This window comes from Paenibacillus cellulositrophicus, from assembly GCF_009363095.1.
GTDB lineage: Bacteria > Bacillota > Bacilli > Paenibacillales > Paenibacillaceae > Paenibacillus_AQ > Paenibacillus_AQ favisporus.
In genome coordinates this window covers 3750003-3767500 of record NZ_CP045295.1, presented here as the reverse complement: position 1 = coordinate 3767500, position 17498 = coordinate 3750003, and the positions used below count along the sequence as shown (strand labels likewise).

Here is a 17498-nt window from a genome sequence, read left to right as displayed (position 1 = left end):
ATGGGGAAACCCGGCTGATGTAATAGTCAGTCACTTCTGTCTGAATACATAGGGCAGATTGAGGCATACCAGGGGAACTGAAACATCTAAGTACCCTGAGGAAGAGAAAACAAGAGTGATTCCGTCAGTAGCGGCGAGCGAACGCGGAGCAGCCTAAACCGGTCAGCTTGCTGGCCGGGGTTGTGGGACGTCTCACATGGAGTTACAAAGGAATTGGTTAGGCGAAGAGGTCTGGAAAGGCCCGGCATAGAAGGTAAAAGCCCTGTAGCCGAAAGTCAGTTCCCTCCGAGACGGATCCCGAGTAGTGCGGGGCACGTGAAACCCCGTATGAATCTGGCAGGACCATCTGCTAAGGCTAAATACTCCCTAGCGACCGATAGTGAAACAGTACCGTGAGGGAAAGGTGAAAAGCACCCCGGAAGGGGAGTGAAATAGAACCTGAAACCGTGTGCTTACAAGAAGTCAGAGCCCTGTTTATGGGTGATGGCGTGCCTTTTGTAGAATGAACCGGCGAGTTACGTTCCCGTGCAAGGTTAAGGTGAGAAGCCGGAGCCGCAGCGAAAGCGAGTCTGAATAGGGCGACTTGAGTACGTGGACGTAGACCCGAAACCGTGTGATCTACCCCTGTCCAGGGTGAAGGTGCGGTAACACGCACTGGAGGCCCGAACCCACGAATGTTGAAAAATTCGGGGATGAGGTGGGGGTAGCGGAGAAATTCCAATCGAACTCGGAGATAGCTGGTTCTCCCCGAAATAGCTTTAGGGCTAGCCTCGGTGAATAGAGTCGTGGAGGTAGAGCACTGATTGGGTGCGGGGCCCGCAAGGGTTACCAAGCTCAGTCAAACTCCGAATGCCATAGACTTGTAACCGGGAGTCAGACAGTGAGTGCTAAGATCCATTGTCAAAAGGGAAACAGCCCAGACCATCAGCTAAGGTCCCCAAGTGTGTGTTAAGTGGGAAAGGATGTGGAGTTGCACAGACAACCAGGATGTTGGCTTAGAAGCAGCCACCATTGAAAGAGTGCGTAATAGCTCACTGGTCGAGTGACTCTGCGCCGAAAATGTAACGGGGCTAAACACACCACCGAAGCTATGGCTTGATGCGTATGCATCAGGGGTAGGGGAGCGTTGTATACAGCGTTGAAGGTATACCGTAAGGAGTGCTGGAGCGTATACAAGTGAGAATGCCGGTATGAGTAACGAAAAGATCAGTGAGAATCTGATCCGCCGAAAGCCCAAGGTTTCCTGAGGAAGGCTCGTCCGCTCAGGGTAAGTCGGGACCTAAGGTGAGGCCGACAGGCGTAATCGAAGGACAACAGGTTGAAATTCCTGTACCACCGTAAACCGTTATGAGTGATGGGGTGACGCAGGAGGGTAGTGACGCGAGCTGATGGATGCTCGTCCAAGCAGTGAGGCTGGTGTGTAGGCAAATCCGCACACTATTAAGGCTGGGCTGTGACGGGGAGGGAAAATTATAGTACCGAAGGTCATGATCTCACACTGCCAAGAAAAGCCTCTAACCAGGTGAAGGTGCCCGTACCGCAAACCGACACAGGTAGGCGAGAAGAGAATTCTAAGGCGCGCGGAAGAACTCTCGTTAAGGAACTCGGCAAAATGACCCCGTAACTTCGGGAGAAGGGGTGCCCCGGTAGTGTGAATAGCACGAGGGGGCCGCAGTGAAAAGGCCCAAGCGACTGTTTAGCAAAAACACAGGTCTGTGCGAAGCCGCAAGGCGAAGTATACGGGCTGACGCCTGCCCGGTGCTGGAAGGTTAAGGGGAGCGGTTAGGGAGTAATCCCGAAGCTGTGAACCGAAGCCCCAGTAAACGGCGGCCGTAACTATAACGGTCCTAAGGTAGCGAAATTCCTTGTCAGGTAAATTCTGACCCGCACGAATGGCGTAACGACTTGGGCGCTGTCTCAACGAGAGATCCGGTGAAATTTTAATACCTGTGAAGATGCAGGTTACCCGCGACAAGACGGAAAGACCCCATGGAGCTTTACTGCAGCTTGATATTGGATTTGGGTACGATCTGTACAGGATAGGTGGGAGCCTAAGAAACCTGAGCGCCAGCTTGGGTGGAGGCGCCGTTGGGATACCACCCTGATCGTATCTAGGTTCTAACCTGGTACCGTAAACCGGTATGGGGACAGTGTCAGGTGGGCAGTTTGACTGGGGCGGTCGCCTCCTAAAGAGTAACGGAGGCGCCCCAAGGTTCCCTCAGAATGGTTGGAAATCATTCGAAGAGTGCAAAGGCAGAAGGGAGCTTGACTGCGAGACCTACAAGTCGAGCAGGGACGAAAGTCGGGCTTAGTGATCCGGTGGTACCGCATGGAAGGGCCATCGCTCAACGGATAAAAGCTACCCTGGGGATAACAGGCTTATCTCCCCCAAGAGTCCACATCGACGGGGAGGTTTGGCACCTCGATGTCGGCTCATCGCATCCTGGGGCTGAAGTAGGTCCCAAGGGTTGGGCTGTTCGCCCATTAAAGCGGTACGCGAGCTGGGTTCAGAACGTCGTGAGACAGTTCGGTCCCTATCTGTCGTGGGCGTAGGAAATTTGAGAGGAGCTGTCCTTAGTACGAGAGGACCGGGATGGACGTACCGCTGGTGCACCAGTTGTTCCGCCAGGAGCATGGCTGGGTAGCTACGTACGGACGGGATAAGCGCTGAAAGCATCTAAGCGTGAAGCCCCCCTCAAGATGAGATTTCCCAGTATGTAAGACCCCTTGTAGACGACGAGGTAGATAGGTTGGAGGTGGAAGTGCAGCAATGCATGGAGCTGACCAATACTAATCGGTCGAGGGCTTATCCAATAAATTAAATCGCAGATTCGTTTCGTATCTAGTTTTCAAGTGATCAAACACTTGAATGTTTGGTGGCGATAGCGGAGGGGTTCCACGCGTACCCATCCCGAACACGACCGTTAAGCCCTCCAGCGCCGATGGTACTTGGACCGAAGGGTCCTGGGAGAGTAGGACGTTGCCAAGCGAAGGACCACTGTTGATGAATATCAACGGTGGTTTTTTTGTTTTTAATTATGTTTATGAGAGGAAATGGGTTATGAAAAACAGATCCTGTCGTATTCATTAACAAGAAGGATTGAATTTTTTATTCATGGAATGCATCCTGTAGACTAGGCGGCATGATAAAATTGGCCGTTAGGGAAGTCTTGAGAACATAGGATCGGAATGGACATGATATGGGTTTATGAATCTTTTGTCATTAGAAAAGATCGAGACACCGCAGTTGCCTATTCGCTATCATGCATAAGGCTTGTATACTCTCTAAACGAAGTAACATTTTTGTTACCGACAGCACAGAAGTAGTCAGTATAATATGTTATGTACATGTTTGGGGGTGCCTAAGAAAACTGAATAATTATTACTTTTGCGATATAAGGAGGACATACATGCTCAATAGACCGTGGCTGCATGCTCTTCTTGTGTTTGGAGTCGTCTGTTTGCTGCTTACCGGCTGCATGAAAAGTGAGCCCTCGTGGACATCCTTTGAAGGAGCTGCGAACGATAAAACCTTTCCGGTACCGAAGGAAGCGAACCGTACTGATCGGACATCCGGTAATTCTAAATTAGACTATGTACGCTACTCGATGAAAGGCCTCAAGGAAGATGAGCAGATTCCGGAAGCTTACTTGAATAAGATTAAAGAGTGGGGCTGGAAGGAAAAAACGGAGGAGGCCGAAGGGAACTCGCACGTTTTTGAGAAGCAAAGCCGGGTAATTAACTTAACCATTCATAAAGATTATTTTACGGTGACCGTTTTAACTAAGGGGAAGGCGACAGTTGAAAGTGTGGATACCGATTTATAGTGACCTGCATCCAAGGATGCGGGTTTTTTAATTATGCGTACAAGCCAAAGGCCCCTCTATGTAAGAGGGGCCTTCAAGTTCATCATAATGATGACGAGTGGCTACTGCTGATAATAGGAGATGTCCTGTGCGTTCAGTTTAATCATACCGTCTTTACGCTGCTTCAATAAACGAAGAAAAGCATAATATTGCGGAAGCAGGAACCACAGATGCCAGAACAGCAAGGACAGTGTGAAGGGAACCGGTGACCAAAACATGATCACAGCCAGCAGGAGCAGGCCAAATCCAGTGATATAGATATAGACTCTCCGAAACAGGCGGTAGCTGATATGTTGATCGGTGATATACCCGAGCCAAGGCAGCCGCAGCGAAAATTTCCATCGTTTACGAAACGGTGTTCCTGATAACAGCAGAACCGATCGGGAGATAACATAATGAATCCAGAGCATAACCGGTGCGGCGAGAACAAAATAGAAGCAGCTGGTCCAGGAAATGACGATCATGAATGAAATCACAGCTATGTAGGGAAGAAGCAGATATAGGCGCACGAGCAGCCGGGAAACCGGTATTTTTTTGATTAATTTATAGTGGTAAAAGGTTGCGTTAACTTGATTCTCATCCGGCATGGAGAACGCTCCACCTCCTAGAGGTCTTTAATTCATATATCGGCTGATTGAAAGACTTTTTTTAAAATTCCTGTACAGACACTCGCGGGGATTGCGGGGAATATGTATGTAAGGAATCAAAGGGGGATATGAAACCACTATGAAAAGGTTTAAAATAATAGAAAATGAGTCATACTTGATAGTAATTAATGAAATAAGGTGGGATGGTTGATGGAAAATCAAACCGAACACGTCTGTATTATTTGCGGGCAAGTCAAAGAAGAAGGAATCACCATTATATCACAATTTATTTGCGAAGAGTGCGAATGTGAAATGGTGCATACAAATGCCGAAGACGCCAAATATCATTATTTTATCCATCAGATGAGACAAATCAATTTACAGACCAACGCGTAAGCAGGTATTTTGTACAGGGGGACAGCGGGAAGCTGTCCCTTTTTTGCATAGAAAAAGGATATAAGCACGTAAAAGCTGCGGGGACTCAGCCGCCCCTGGTTCTCAATAGAAACAGCTGATACATTTGGTCTGGCTACCACGAATGTACATCGGTAGACGTTTCTTTTCAAGCTGTTGCGTAAATTGTGCATTTATCGAAGTAAATGACCCACTATTTCTAGTGACTTTATACGGTGACCGTTAGCCGGATGATTCAATATGCGATAAAATAGGGTAGAGATTGAAACCGGAAGGGATTATGGCTGGGGATGAAAAAGCAACATTTGAACAAGGAACGTGCACCTGTATACGAGATGATGCAGGAGATGAAAGATAAAGCCTATTCTTCATTTCATGTACCCGGACATAAAAAAGGACAGGCCTATACCGAATCCGGGGGAGCCGGATTTCTGCAGGATGTGCTGCAGGCGGATTTGACCGAAATCACAGGGACGGACGATCTGCATCACCCGGAGGGCGTGATCCGGGAGGCGCAAGCGCTGGCGGCGGATTGTTTTGGAGCCGAGGAGAGTTTCTTCCTGGTCGGTGGGAGCACATCCGGAAATATTGCGCTGATTCTGACGGTCTGCAGCAAGCCGGGGGATCTGCTGATCGTCCAGCGGAATGTCCATAAATCGGTGATCCATGGACTGATGCTGGCGGGGGCGAAGGCGGTCTTTATCCAGCCGAAGCCCGATCCGGTCAGCGGACTGGCAGTAGCCCCGTCTGCAGAGACCGTCACCGCCGCCCTGGCTGCCTATCCGCAGGCCAAGGGCGTGCTGGTCACCATGCCGAACTATTACGGCATGGGCAGCGACTTGGCGCCGCTTGCGGAGGCGTGCCACCAGCAAGGGGTACCGTTGCTGGTGGACGAGGCGCACGGCGCCCACTACGGGCAGCATCCGCGGCTGCCCGGAAGTGCCTTGGCCAGCGGAGCAGACGGCGTCGTACAGTCGACGCACAAAATGCTGGCCGCGCTCACCATGGGAGCCATGCTGCACGTCCAAGGGCCGCGGATTGACCGCGGCCTGCTCCGCCAGCGGCTCACCATGGTGCAGAGCTCGAGCCCATCGTACCCGATTATGGGCTCGCTGGACCTGGCCCGGCGCCTGCTGCATGTGCAGGGCGCCGGCGCCTTCACGGCGGGGCTCGCCGCCGTGGACGCCCTGGTGCGCGGCCTGGCGGACCTGCCGCGCTTCAAGCTGCTGCAACCGCAGGGGCAGCAGCCCCAAGACGCCGCCGGCGCAGCATCGGCGGGCAGCACTGCGCAGGCGGCCATCCGCCCTCCGGCAGCCGCATACACCACGCAGGACCCCTTCAAGGTCGTCATTTATGACGTCACCGGCGTCCTGAGCGGCTATGAGCTGCAGGAGCGGCTTGAGGTGTATGGCTGCGTACCGGAGATGAGCGATGACCGATACGTCGTCCTGGTGTACAGCTTGGGATCTACCGAGGAAGACACCCGTCACCTTCTGGATGCCCTCCGGCATATAACTGTAGAGAAGGCGGACGCCCAGAGATCAGCAGATGCCTCACCGGCAGCTGAAAGCCGCCATTCCGTTCAGGCGGAGGCGGAAGAAGATTTAAGTCTAACGGGAGCGTCCGGCCTGCCCAAGTCGCAAAGCAGCCCTGCCGAATTTTCCACGTGGAACATTTTAGCCCAGGCCACCGTCTCAGAGCCCATTCCATTCGGCCTGCAGCCCATACCTACTGAAGATACCGAGAGGGTTCCTCTTCAGGATTGCGCGGACAGAACCGCTGCAGAAATGATCATTCCGTATCCTCCAGGAATCCCGCTTCTGTATCCGGGAGAGCGGATCACCGAGGATACGGCAGCAAGGCTTCGCGTCCTGTCCAATGCGGGAGCGAAGTGCCAGGGGGCGGCAGATCCGAATCTACTAACTATTATGGTATATAAGAAAAACAGAAAGCAGGGAAGCCAATTATGACTGGTCCAGGAGCATTTATTACGCTGGAAGGAGGCGAAGGGTCCGGGAAGACAACCGTGATCGGAAAAATTGGTGAATATTTTAACCGGCTCGCCGTCCCATATATGATGACCCGAGAGCCGGGAGGCATTGAAATTGCCGAGAAGATTCGGGAAATTATATTGAATCCGTCCCATACGGCCATGGATGCCCGAACCGAGGCGCTTCTGTATGCCGCTTCAAGAAGACAGCATCTTGCTGAAAAGGTGGAGCCTGCCCTGGAGAAAGGCCTCACAGTGATCTGCGACCGATTCGTCGACAGCAGCCTGGTTTATCAAGGATATGCCCGCGGACTCGGCATGGATGAAGTGTGGGCCATTAATCAATTCGCCATTCATGACCGGATGCCGGATCTCACCTTTTATTTGGATATCGAGCCGGAAACCGGACTGCAGCGGATTGCGGCAAATCAGGGACGTGAGGTCAACCGCCTTGATCTTGAAGGTTTATCTTTTCATCAGAAAGTACGGGAAGGTTATCATATCATCGCATCCCGTTATCCGGAGCGCATCGTCGTCATTGATGCTTCCAAAGAGCAGTCTGCCGTGGAACAGGATATCATCCGTGTGCTTCAGGAGCGATTTTAAAGGATTTTTGAGGATCTTTGTCAAATAAGTACAGTAGCAGCCTGCAGCTATATAGAATGAACTAAATTAATGATGCAAATGTGGACATATGTTATTTTAAAAGTTTATTACATCTTACTTTGGTTCAATCTATATGGATGGGCAGGTCTAAATAAGCGAGGAGGGAATGCAAGATGAAACTGATCGTTGCGATTGTACAGGATAAGGACAGCAACCGTTTGTCGGCAGGTCTGGTTAAAGCGAACTTCCGGGCGACGAAACTGGCGAGTACCGGCGGGTTCTTGCGGGCAGGTAACACCACATTTATGATCGGGGTAGATGACAGCCAGGTTGAAGCCGTGATGAACGTCATCCGCAGCAGCTGTAAAGTTCGGGAACAGCTCGTTACTCCCGTAACCCCGATGAGCGGTACGACCGATTCATATTTGCCGCTCCCCGTAGAGGTTCAGGTCGGCGGTGCTACCGTGTTCGTTCTGCCGGTTGACCGTTTCGAACATTTTTAAGGCAGGAGATATCCATTGAAGATTAATCCGGGGTTCAGACCCCTAAAGAGCGATTTGCAGATTAACGAGGGCAATACGAAGCAGATTCAGCCCAAATCGTTTTCCGATATCATGCAGCAGCACGGCGAGAAGGTATCGCAGGAAGAGCTTGACCGCCGGTTTAAAGAGATTCAGCTGCAAGGAGACCGTCTCGCTAGATCGATGACAATCCGCGAGTTGAAGGCATACCGTATGCTGGTCAAACGGTTTCTGGAGGATACGGTCCGCCGTGGAGTCCGGATGAAGGAAGCTCGTGGCTGGGACCGCAGAGGCCGGGGCAAGCGCTACAATCTGATTGATGAAATCGACTCGGCCCTTTTGGGACTGGCCGACGATATGCTGGAGAGCGAACAGGGAAAAATCGAGCTGCTGCAGCGGATTGGGGAAATCCGCGGTATGCTGATTAATTTGATGTTCTGACAGATTAGAAGAAATAGGAATAGGTAAAGCCCTTCGTACATGATAAACTATAGGTATAGATAGAATGCCGTATTGTAACATCGATGTGCCGGCCAGGCGATCCGTCTTCCGGTCCATCGATATTGGGAAGAGAGGAAATATGTCTTTTGCAGATATTGCGGGTCAGGATGCGGCAAAGCAAATGCTGCAAAACGCCCTTCGCCGAAACTCCGTCAGCCATGCTTATATATTCAGCGGTCCAGCGGGGAGCGGGCAGATGAAGACGGCCCGGACGTTTGCCCAAGCACTCTTCTGTACTACGCTTGAGGACGACGCCTGCGGGCAATGCCTCGAATGCCGCAAAGTAGAACACGGCAATCACCCCGATCTTCATCTCCTTGCTCCGGATGGATCGTCTATCAAAATCGACCAGATCCGCGACTTACAGCGGGTCTTTTCCTATCGCTCGGAATCAAAGAATCCGAAGGTATATATTATCGACCAGGCTGATACGATGACCGTGCAGGCGGCCAACAGCCTGCTGAAGTTTCTGGAGGAGCCGCCCATTCCGGCCGTGGCGATTTTGATCACGGAGAATGGACAGGCTCTGCTCCCAACGATTCAGTCGCGCGCGCAGCTGGTGCCTTTTACCCCGCTCAGCCCCGGGCTGATGCTGCAGACGCTGGTGGATGAAGGATACCCTTCACCGCTTGCCAGATGCGCCGTTCACCTATTGTCGGGACTGGACGGATGCCGCGAGCTGATGGAGCAGAATTGGTTTGCAGAAATTAGAAACGTAGTGTTACAATTAGGGAAGGAAGCTCTAGGCCGAGGCAGCTCCGCTCTGGTGACCGCAGGGCAGAAGGTGTTCAAAGCCGGGTTATCCGATCACTTGGATACACTGCTTAATTTGTTTCATTTGTGGTTCAAAGATATGCTTCACGTCCAGTACGGTAAGCACGAAAGTATCGTTTTCATAGATCAGTTGGACTTTTTGTCTACACATGCTTTAACCCGCAGCACGGCACAATGGGTCTCCTATATGGATTTAGCCGCAGAATGCAGGAAGAAATTGCGCTACAATGTGAATAGCCAACTCTGTCTTGAACAGTTTTTAATCGGTTTGGAAGGATAGCTTCAAGGCTAGCCAATGGTCTCTGGCATATAAGGGGGTTAGTTTTTGTACAGTGTAGTGGGTGTCCGTTTTAAAAAGGCGGGCAAAATTTATTACTTCGATCCGCTCGATTTCCCGATTGAGAAGGATAACAGCGTTATCGTCGAAACGGCGCGCGGTATCGAATACGGCAAGGTTGTCGTTGGAAAAAAAGAGGTGCAGGAATCCGATGTGGTCCTCCCGCTGAAGAAGGTCATCCGGATCGCCGGTGATTCTGACGCACGGGTTGTGGAAGAGAACAAGCAGGCCGCCAAGGATGCTTTTGCCACCTGTTTAAATAAAATCCGCGATCACGGCCTCAAGATGAAGCTGGTGGATGTGGAATTTACGTTTGACCGAAATAAAATTATATTTTATTTTACGGCTGAGGGAAGAGTGGATTTTCGCGAGCTCGTCAAGGATCTGGCCGGTATTTTCCGGACTCGGATCGAGCTTAGACAAATTGGTGTACGTGACGAAGCCAAGATGCTGGGCGGTATCGGCCCATGCGGTCGCATCCTTTGCTGTTCGTCCTGGCTCGGCGATTTCGAGCCTGTATCCATCAAGATGGCTAAAGACCAGAGCTTGTCGCTGAATCCGACCAAAATCTCCGGCTTGTGCGGAAGACTCATGTGCTGTCTGAAATATGAGCATGATAATTATGAAAGTGTGAAGGAAGAGCTGCCATCAGTAGGCAAAATCGTCATCACATCGTTGGGAGAAGGCAAAGTGGTCGGTATCAATGCCGGCAGCCGAAGCGTCCATGTCCAGCTGTTTGAAATCAGCAAGGTCAAGGAACTGCCATTGGATGATGTTGTCATCAAGTAAACCGTAGAGGTTACTTTCGGGGTGGAAACTTGGAAAAGAAAAATATTTTTGCACACATTCAAGAGATGGAAACACAAATGGAGCAGGTTCACAGTGATCTGGGTGAAATGAAGCTTCTCATCAAAGAGCTGCTGGAGGAAAACAACCGCCTGAGCCTGGAGAATGAGCAGCTGCGCAAAATATTAAAAGGAGCCATACCGGAGGAAGGATCCCCGCTGCCACAACCGGCCCATGCCACAGCAGAGCAGGAGCATGAGATCGAGGACGTGGTGGGGGAAGGATACGACAACCTCGCGAGGCTGTATCACGAAGGTTTCCATATATGCAACGTCTATTATGGACATTTGCGCACAGAAGGCGATTGCCTTTTCTGCCTGTCTTTTCTGAATAAATGAAGCCGTAGGATAACTCCCTACGGTTTTTTTTCAATGTTTTTATGGTTTACAATGGTTTTATGTAAAGTAACAAGGAAGGTTACCCTATGCTGCAGAGAAGGAAAATGAAGAATGAAAATTGATAAATCACAGGTAAGCCTGCGGCCGACGGAACGTCTCGACGATCTGCTGACGCATGATTTGCATATTATCCAAAGCGACGAAGTGTTCAGCTTTTCCATGGATGCGGTGCTTCTGGCACGTTTCGCGGGGATTCCGGCCAAGGGGAGAGTGCTCGACCTGTGTACGGGCAACGGTGTCATTCCGATGCTGCTCACCACCCGTACCGCGGCGGCCATCGAAGGTATTGAAATTCAGCCCCGTCTGGCGGATATGGCCCGGCGGAGCGTGGAGCTGAACGGCTTGAATGACCGGGTTCTCATCCGCGAAGGCGATTTGCGGGAGCTGCACAAGGAGACCGGGCACGGCGTATATGACGCCATTACAGTCAATCCGCCCTATATGCCGCTGAACGGCAGCGATATCAAGCTGAATCCTCACCAGGCGATCGCCCGCCATGAAATCAGCTGCACCCTGGAAGAGGTTATTCAGACCTGCTTCAGATTGGTAAAGCCCGGCGGGAAAGTCAGCATGGTTCATAAGCCGCAGCGGCTTGCAGACATTATATCACTGATGCGGCAGCATCGGCTGGAGCCGAAACGGATTCGCTTTGTTCATCCGAGGGCCCACTTGGAGGCGAATATGGTGCTGGTCGAGGCGATGAGGGAGGGCAAGCCGGAGGTGCGGTTGCTGCCGCCGCTCATTGTATATAATGAGAATAACAGCTATTGTCCGGAAATTCTGGATATTTACTACGGAGCTAAAGAGGGAAAAGAATGAGTCTGAGCATACAAAGCAGTTTTCAGGAAAAAGAAGAGGGCGCGCCGGGTTCGTTATACCTGGTGGCCACGCCCATCGGCAATTTGGAGGACATGACGTTTCGGGCGGTAAACACGCTAAAGGTCTGTGACATCATCGCCGCAGAGGATACAAGGCAGACGCGCAAGCTGCTCACCCATTTCGACATTTCCCCGTCGATGTTGTTCAGTTATCATGAGCATAATAAGGCGGCAAGCGGACCCGAATTAATACGCTATATAATAGAAGGAAAAAATTTGGCTCTTGTCAGCGATGCCGGTCTGCCGGCGATTTCCGACCCCGGGGCCGATCTCGTCCAGCTGGCGTTGGAACAAGGGATTTCCGTTATTCCGGTCCCGGGTGCCAATGCTGCGTTATCCTCCCTGATCGTGTCGGGACTTCCGACCGAGCGCTTTACGTTTATCGGTTTTCTTCCCCGGGAACGCAAAGAGATTCAAGCGGTGCTGGAGCCGTTGCAGGCGGCATCCGGAACGCTGCTGTTTTACGAATCGCCTCATCGGGTAATGAAGACACTCAAGGCCATCCTTGAAATTCTCGGCAATCGGAGAATTGTGCTTGCCCGTGAGCTGACCAAGCGATATGAGGAGTTTGTCAGGGGAACCATTGAAGAGTGCCTCGAGTATCTGGAGGAGCATGCTCCGATTGGCGAATACTGCCTCGTACTGGAAGGCGCGGATCCGAAGGAGGAGCAGAAGCAGCGGGATGCTTGGTGGCAGGAGATGACCGTGGAAGAGCATGTGCAGCATTACGAAGGGGAAGGGTTGCCAAGGAAAGACGCCATGAAGAAGGCAGCCGCCGACCGCGGCGTTTCCAAAAGAGATGTATATAACGCGCTATTGTAATAAATGCAGTGGTGAGGGAGCAGTAGGTAGAAGAGAGAGATTTGGTGGGTAAACCACATTTTTGAAAAAACAGTCGCCTTTTATAGGGATGAAAGTTTTTCCGAGGTTAGGGAATTTGTGGCAAAATGGAAGCAGCCGGGGTGGGACGTCGTGCGGCTGCTTCTCTTCTCCTTGGAGCGGTCATATCGCCGACAATCAAAAAAAATGCCTCCCACGGCCGGGTTCTAAGCCGAGGAGACACCAAGGAGATATGAAAAAGGTTAGAATTAACAATTTGAATTACTCTTATTATATACTAAAAATCTTAATTTGTCACAGGTGTTGGGATTTCTGATATGCAATCGTGACAAACAATTTTTCCTTTGAAGTAAGTAACATTCTCGGCATTGCCGCAGAAGATGCAGGCCGGTTCGTATTTCTTGAGCATAATACGTTCTCCGTCCACGTAAATCTCAAGTGCGTCTTTCTCTCCAATGCCCAAGGTACGGCGCAGTTCAATGGGGATAACTACCCGACCCAGTTCGTCTACCTTTCTTACAATACCAGTTGATTTCATCATAACTGATCATTGCTCCTCTCGCCATAGTTTTAAAATGTCATAATTCGACAACGTTCTCTCTTTAATGATATCAATAATACCAACGATTCCCAAAACAGTCAACCAGTAAATTTGGTTCAATAACCTTACAAATAGCATAACAGCTAGGAAATCACTCATATCAGGATTCTTTTCCAATTATATCGCCTTGGTAGTATAATGTCGATTTGGAAAACCTTAATTCTGCTTATTTCGACATGTATCGACACTAATTGTCAAAAATATTTCAAAATTAAAACACTTAACAACCCGAATTTCACAAAATGAATGGAGTTGACCTGAACATGAACCCACTAAGTGAGGAAAAGGTTTTTAAAGATCCGGTTCACAATTATATTCACGTCCAGGACTCCACGATTTGGAGGCTCATTAATACAACCGAATTTCAGCGTTTGCGGCGGATCCGGCAGCTTGGAACCTCGTATTTGACGTTTCATGGAGCGGAGCACAGCCGTTTCTCCCATTCTTTAGGGGTATATGAGATTACACGGCGGATTATTTCGCAATTTGAGCGCAGCGGATATCCGGATTGGCCGAAAGAAGAGAGGCTGCTGACGCTGTGTGCGGCGCTGCTGCATGACCTGGGACACGGCCCCTTTTCTCATTCGATTGAAGAGGCCTTTCATATGAATCATGAAGACTGGACGCGTCGGATTGTCACCGGAGATACGGAAGTGAATGATATATTGAGCGAGATTGCCCCGGACTTCCCGGACAAGGTATCCGCCGTCATCGCGAAGACCTATGATAAACCGATTGTGGTGAACCTCGTTTCGAGCCCCTTGGATGCCGACCGGATGGATTACCTGCTTCGGGATGCCTATTACACCGGGGTGAACTACGGCACGATTGATATTGACCGTATTTTACGGATGCTCCGTCCTTATCAGGGCAGAGTGGTGGTCAAAGAGTCCGGGATGCATGCTGTGGAGGATTATTTAATGTCCAGGTACCAGATGTACTGGCAGGTTTACTTCCATCCGGTAACCCGCAGTTCAGAAATTATTTTGCGCCAAATTTTCCGGCGGGCCAAGGAGCTGTACCAGGATGGTTATCCATTTGGCTTTATGGTCGAGCCGCTGCCGCAGCTCTTTGAAGACAAACTGGACGTGCAAGCTTATCTGAAGCTGGACGAGGCGCTGATTCAAACGGCCTTCCTCCAGTGGTCCTATGAGGACGACCGCATACTCAGCGAGCTGTGCACCCGATTTATGCACCGCAAACTGTATAAATATGTAGAAATGGACTCCGTCGATTTGGAAATGATCGATGAAATCCGTCGGGAGTTTGGACAAGCCGGAATGAACCCAGAATACGATCTGGAGATTGATTTTCCGACCGATCTTCCTTACGATGTATTTCGTCCGGGTGACGAGTCGAGCCAGAAACAGATCCTGCTGCTCGACCGCCAGGAGCAGCTGCGGGAAATATCCGAGGTGTCGGATATTGTCCGCTCCATCAGCGGCATTCACCGCGGGAAATATCACTTGTATTATCCGGAAGACAAACTGGAAAAGGCGATAACCGATCTTTCTCCTTCGATTTCCCGCATTTTCAAGCTTTAATGACAAAATGCCGTACGAAAAGGAACATGTGGTACCGACAAGAAAGGAGTTCAAATTCATGGAACTGTTCGACACGCACACCCATCTGGATGCGCAACAATTCGACGAGGACCGGGAGCGGGTCATTGACAATGCCGTACAAGCCGGTGTAACCCGGATGATCAACGTTGGTTTTAACCGAGAGACGATCCCATCGACGATGAAGCTGGTGGAAACGTATGATTTTATATATGCGGCCATAGGCTGGCATCCGCAGGACGCCGTTTTTATGCAGGAAGGCGATCTGGAGTGGATTGCATCCTTATGCAGTCATCCCAAGGTGGTGGCCATCGGTGAAATTGGACTGGATTACTACTGGGACACCTCGCCGAAGGATGTGCAGCACCGGGTCCTCCGCCAGCAGATCGGATTGGCCCGAGAGCTCAACATGCCAATTGTTATACATAACCGGGACGCCCATGAGGATATTGTGAAAATATTACGGGAAGAGAAGGCCGGCGAGGTCGGCGGCGTCATGCACTCATTCTCGGGGAGCTGGGAAACCGCGAAGCTGTGCCTGAATATGGGCTTCCATCTTTCGTTTGGCGGACCGATTACGTTCAAGAATGCCAGAGTCCCCAAAGAGGTCCTGGCTCAGGTTCCGATGGACAGGCTGCTCATCGAGACCGACTCCCCTTATCTCACACCGCACCCCTTCCGAGGGAAGAGAAACGAGTCGGCAAACGTCCGTCTGGTCGCTGAAGCGGCAGCCCAGATTAAGGGGGTTGACCTGGAGGAAATTGCCCAGATTACCACCCAAAATGGGCTGGAACGATTTGGAATTGTGTGAAATCGGGAGAAAAACAGCCGAAAAAATGAGCATGAGCGAATGATTAAAGAATTTTAACAAACAAAACGCCGAATATTACATTTTTTTAACCACTTTTTCAAATAAACGTGGTTGATTACCGCTTTACAACATGCATCAAAACAGGATATCATCTTTTCAGTGAATCATTGAGCTGTCGTTAAGGTCTTACCTTCGCAGCTTCATGAACCAGTCTCGCTGAGTCTCCCGCATGGGAGAACGGGGGAACCAATACTGGAGCGGGTCATGACAGACCGGAAGCGGTCCCATGCTCGCAAGCGTATTTGATTTCTTTCTTGGGTCTCTGGGGTGAATTGAACGGCTTTACGCCATGAGCGTAAGGACGCGAATAGGGCGGCTCTCTTTCGCCCGAACCCGACAGCTAACCCCGTAAGCGGATAAAGAGAGGTACCCTCGTGCATGACAATTCCGATATTCAGACATCCGGAAGCCACGAAAGAGTCCTCGTAAGCTCTTTTCTATCGGCTTCTTTTGTTTTGAATAAAGGAGAGGCAGTCATCATACTGTTGTATAACAGGAGGTGACAAATCATGATGGAGAGATTGGTTCATGGTGCAAGAACGCATGCTTTCTGTGGGTTCTTGTAAAAAATTGAGTATAGTCGCGTCAAATACAATCATGCATAACTCTAGACGGCGAGGCTATGAAGGAGGATCGAGAAAGTGGGCGTTTTCCAACCAGAGAAGACCCATGATTCAAAAATCTCCAGCATGTCTTACGCATTGCGATGGAAGCATGAGAATTTGCGCCAGATCTCCACTGCAGCTATCGTTTCAATCGCGGTTACCCTGATGATCTTGCTGCTCGTGTACAGTCAATCGCGAAAACAAGTTTATTTGGTAGTAGACGGTCAAATGAAATCTGTACAGACCAATACATCTTTACTTCAAGAAATGCTGGATGAGCAAGAAATCAGTCTGAAACCCGAGGACCAAATATCGATGCCGCTGAGCGGGGCTATATCCGACGGCGACAAGGTCGTGATCGACCGCGCGAGTCCTGTGAAGGTGACGGCTGATGGTGCAACGAAGCATTTGTATACAACGGCCAAGACGGTCGGTGACGTGCTGAAAGAAACCGGCGTCAAAGTCAAGGAAACAGACATTGTCACTCCGGCTGTCGAAACGGCGGTCTCCACCAACACGGACATCCGGATCGTCCGGATGAACAAACAAGTGGTACAGCGTCATGAATCCCTCCCCTTCCGGGTGGTCAAAACCTCCGACCCCAGCATTTACAAAGGCGAGTCGCGGGTGATTCAGCAGGGATCTCCTGGCGTCATGGTGCAGTACATTGAGAAGAAGTACAAAGACGGCAAGCTGGTGTCCATGAAGATGGTGGGCAAAAAAGTGCAGACGGTGACCAAGGATACGGTCATTGCCGTCGGCACGAAGAAAAAGCCTGTTCCCGTAGTGACCGAAGTCAAAACAGCCGTTGCCAAAGCTTCTTCTACCCCTGCCAAGGTGAAGAAGGTCAGCAGCAGCAGTAACAACCGGGTCAGCAAGGCCGGCGTTGACTTTTCCTACAAGAAGCTGATCAAAGTATCCATGACCGCTTATTCGTCTGGCGAGTCCGGAGTCGGCACACGCACCGCCACAGGAACACGCGTCACAGAAGGCCGCACGATTGCGGTTGATCCAAGCGTCATTCCTTTGGGATGGTGGGTTTACATTGAAGGCGTTGGCTTCCGTCGTGCGGAAGACACCGGCGGAGCCATTAAGGGAAATAAAATCGATATATACTACGATTCCGTCCAGCAGGCACGCAACTTTGGCCGTAAATCCGGCCTTAAGGTGTACGTGATCGGTCCGGTCAAACCGGAGCTGAACTAATTTCGTTTTACTTTGCCATTCTAATGTTATAGTATTATGATCATGAAAATGTCATGCTAAAGAAGAGGAGCTTTCCTCTTCTTTTTGTTGTTAAT

16 protein-coding genes, 2 rRNA genes and 1 riboswitch (1 of these 19 only partly in view) are annotated in these 17498 nt (G+C 50.5%); of the genes, 16 read left to right on the top strand and 2 right to left on the bottom strand.

Annotated elements, in window-relative coordinates:
* The 3 genes from GCU45_RS16895 to GCU45_RS16885 all read left to right on the top strand — a co-directional run.
* A 23S ribosomal RNA gene (locus GCU45_RS16895) occupies positions 1-2814 on the top strand; it begins 118 nt to the left of the window's first position.
* Positions 2815-2872: 58 nt separating this feature from the next.
* Positions 2873-2989: ribosomal RNA gene (rrf, locus tag GCU45_RS16890) — 5S ribosomal RNA — on the top strand.
* A gap of 421 nt (positions 2990-3410) precedes the next feature.
* Positions 3411-3827 (top strand): hypothetical protein, encoded by a 417-nt coding sequence (locus GCU45_RS16885; RefSeq protein WP_076176639.1) that lies wholly within the window; start codon positions 3411-3413, stop codon positions 3825-3827.
* A 101-nt stretch (positions 3828-3928) separates the two neighbouring features.
* Here the strand turns inward: GCU45_RS16885 and GCU45_RS16880 are convergent, their stop codons facing one another.
* Complete coding sequence (locus tag GCU45_RS16880) at positions 3929-4453, bottom strand: hypothetical protein (protein WP_152399712.1); 525 nt, start codon at positions 4451-4453, stop codon at positions 3929-3931.
* Positions 4454-4663: 210 nt separating this feature from the next.
* Here GCU45_RS16880 and GCU45_RS16875 point away from each other — a divergent pair, with 210 nt between their 5' ends.
* The 10 genes from GCU45_RS16875 to rsmI all read left to right on the top strand — a co-directional run bounded on the left by GCU45_RS16875 (position 4664) and on the right by rsmI (position 12540).
* Entirely contained in the window at positions 4664-4849 is a 186-nt protein-coding gene (locus GCU45_RS16875; protein ID WP_076176641.1) for a sigma factor G inhibitor Gin, read from the top strand.
* Between the two features lie 308 nt (positions 4850-5157).
* On the top strand, positions 5158-6837 hold the full coding sequence (locus GCU45_RS16870; RefSeq protein ID WP_208837054.1) for an aminotransferase class I/II-fold pyridoxal phosphate-dependent enzyme: 1680 nt from the start codon (positions 5158-5160) through the stop codon (positions 6835-6837).
* Entirely contained in the window at positions 6834-7463 is a 630-nt protein-coding gene (gene tmk, locus GCU45_RS16865) for a dTMP kinase (protein WP_105442447.1), read from the top strand. Before GCU45_RS16870 ends, tmk begins: the two co-directional genes overlap by 4 nt.
* A 173-nt stretch (positions 7464-7636) precedes the next feature.
* Positions 7637-7966 (top strand): cyclic di-AMP receptor DarA, encoded by a 330-nt coding sequence (locus GCU45_RS16860; protein WP_036712689.1) that lies wholly within the window; start codon positions 7637-7639, stop codon positions 7964-7966.
* A gap of 15 nt (positions 7967-7981) precedes the next feature.
* Positions 7982-8425 (top strand): YaaR family protein, encoded by a 444-nt coding sequence (locus tag GCU45_RS16855; protein WP_152399711.1) that lies wholly within the window; start codon positions 7982-7984, stop codon positions 8423-8425.
* A 139-nt stretch (positions 8426-8564) separates the two neighbouring features.
* Entirely contained in the window at positions 8565-9539 is a 975-nt protein-coding gene (gene holB / locus GCU45_RS16850) for a DNA polymerase III subunit delta' (protein WP_152399710.1), read from the top strand.
* 45 nt (positions 9540-9584) lie between these two features.
* On the top strand, positions 9585-10385 hold the full coding sequence (locus GCU45_RS16845; protein WP_076176646.1) for a PSP1 domain-containing protein: 801 nt from the start codon (positions 9585-9587) through the stop codon (positions 10383-10385).
* Positions 10386-10414: 29 nt separating this feature from the next.
* Positions 10415-10780 (top strand): DNA replication initiation control protein YabA, encoded by a 366-nt coding sequence (gene yabA, locus GCU45_RS16840; RefSeq protein WP_076176647.1) that lies wholly within the window; start codon positions 10415-10417, stop codon positions 10778-10780.
* A gap of 111 nt (positions 10781-10891) precedes the next feature.
* A complete protein-coding gene (locus GCU45_RS16835; RefSeq protein WP_076176648.1) occupies positions 10892-11659 on the top strand; it encodes a tRNA1(Val) (adenine(37)-N6)-methyltransferase in 768 nt (255 codons plus the stop codon).
* Positions 11656-12540, top strand: coding sequence for a 16S rRNA (cytidine(1402)-2'-O)-methyltransferase (gene rsmI / locus GCU45_RS16830; protein WP_152399709.1), 885 nt, complete (start codon positions 11656-11658; stop codon positions 12538-12540). The genes GCU45_RS16835 and rsmI overlap by 4 nt, the downstream gene beginning before the upstream one ends.
* A gap of 304 nt (positions 12541-12844) precedes the next feature.
* Here the strand turns inward: rsmI and GCU45_RS16825 are convergent, their stop codons facing one another.
* Positions 12845-13099 (bottom strand): AbrB/MazE/SpoVT family DNA-binding domain-containing protein, encoded by a 255-nt coding sequence (locus tag GCU45_RS16825; RefSeq protein ID WP_036712714.1) that lies wholly within the window; start codon positions 13097-13099, stop codon positions 12845-12847.
* A 323-nt stretch (positions 13100-13422) separates the two neighbouring features.
* Here GCU45_RS16825 and GCU45_RS16820 point away from each other — a divergent pair, with 323 nt between their 5' ends.
* The 3 genes from GCU45_RS16820 to GCU45_RS16810 all read left to right on the top strand — a co-directional run bounded on the left by GCU45_RS16820 (position 13423) and on the right by GCU45_RS16810 (position 17403).
* Positions 13423-14703, top strand: a complete 1281-nt coding sequence (locus GCU45_RS16820; RefSeq protein WP_089549468.1) for an HD domain-containing protein — start codon at positions 13423-13425, stop codon at positions 14701-14703.
* A 58-nt stretch (positions 14704-14761) separates the two neighbouring features.
* Positions 14762-15532, top strand: a complete 771-nt coding sequence (locus tag GCU45_RS16815) for a TatD family hydrolase (RefSeq protein ID WP_116234472.1) — start codon at positions 14762-14764, stop codon at positions 15530-15532.
* A gap of 204 nt (positions 15533-15736) precedes the next feature.
* Positions 15737-15963: riboswitch (cyclic di-AMP (ydaO/yuaA leader) on the top strand.
* Positions 15964-16233: 270 nt separating this feature from the next.
* A complete protein-coding gene (locus GCU45_RS16810; protein ID WP_152399708.1) occupies positions 16234-17403 on the top strand; it encodes a resuscitation-promoting factor in 1170 nt (389 codons plus the stop codon).
* The last annotated feature ends 95 nt before the right edge of the window (positions 17404-17498 follow it).

Bases quoted from the DNA above. Each gene is read 5' to 3' on its own strand.
- GCU45_RS16885 (WP_076176639.1), top strand. From the start codon at position 3,411: ATGCTCAATAGACCGTGGCTGCATGCTCTTCTTGTGTTTGGAGTCGTC.
- GCU45_RS16880 (WP_152399712.1), bottom strand. From the start codon at position 4,453: ATGCCGGATGAGAATCAAGTTAACGCAACCTTTTACCACTATAAATTA.
- GCU45_RS16875 (WP_076176641.1), top strand. From the start codon at position 4,664: ATGGAAAATCAAACCGAACACGTCTGTATTATTTGCGGGCAAGTCAAA.
- GCU45_RS16870 (WP_208837054.1), top strand. From the start codon at position 5,158: ATGAAAAAGCAACATTTGAACAAGGAACGTGCACCTGTATACGAGATG.
- tmk (WP_105442447.1), top strand. From the start codon at position 6,834: ATGACTGGTCCAGGAGCATTTATTACGCTGGAAGGAGGCGAAGGGTCC.
- GCU45_RS16860 (WP_036712689.1), top strand. From the start codon at position 7,637: ATGAAACTGATCGTTGCGATTGTACAGGATAAGGACAGCAACCGTTTG.
- holB (WP_152399710.1), top strand. From the start codon at position 8,565: ATGTCTTTTGCAGATATTGCGGGTCAGGATGCGGCAAAGCAAATGCTG.
- GCU45_RS16835 (WP_076176648.1), top strand. From the start codon at position 10,892: ATGAAAATTGATAAATCACAGGTAAGCCTGCGGCCGACGGAACGTCTC.
- rsmI (WP_152399709.1), top strand. From the start codon at position 11,656: ATGAGTCTGAGCATACAAAGCAGTTTTCAGGAAAAAGAAGAGGGCGCG.
- GCU45_RS16825 (WP_036712714.1), bottom strand. From the start codon at position 13,099: ATGATGAAATCAACTGGTATTGTAAGAAAGGTAGACGAACTGGGTCGG.
- GCU45_RS16820 (WP_089549468.1), top strand. From the start codon at position 13,423: ATGAACCCACTAAGTGAGGAAAAGGTTTTTAAAGATCCGGTTCACAAT.
- GCU45_RS16815 (WP_116234472.1), top strand. From the start codon at position 14,762: ATGGAACTGTTCGACACGCACACCCATCTGGATGCGCAACAATTCGAC.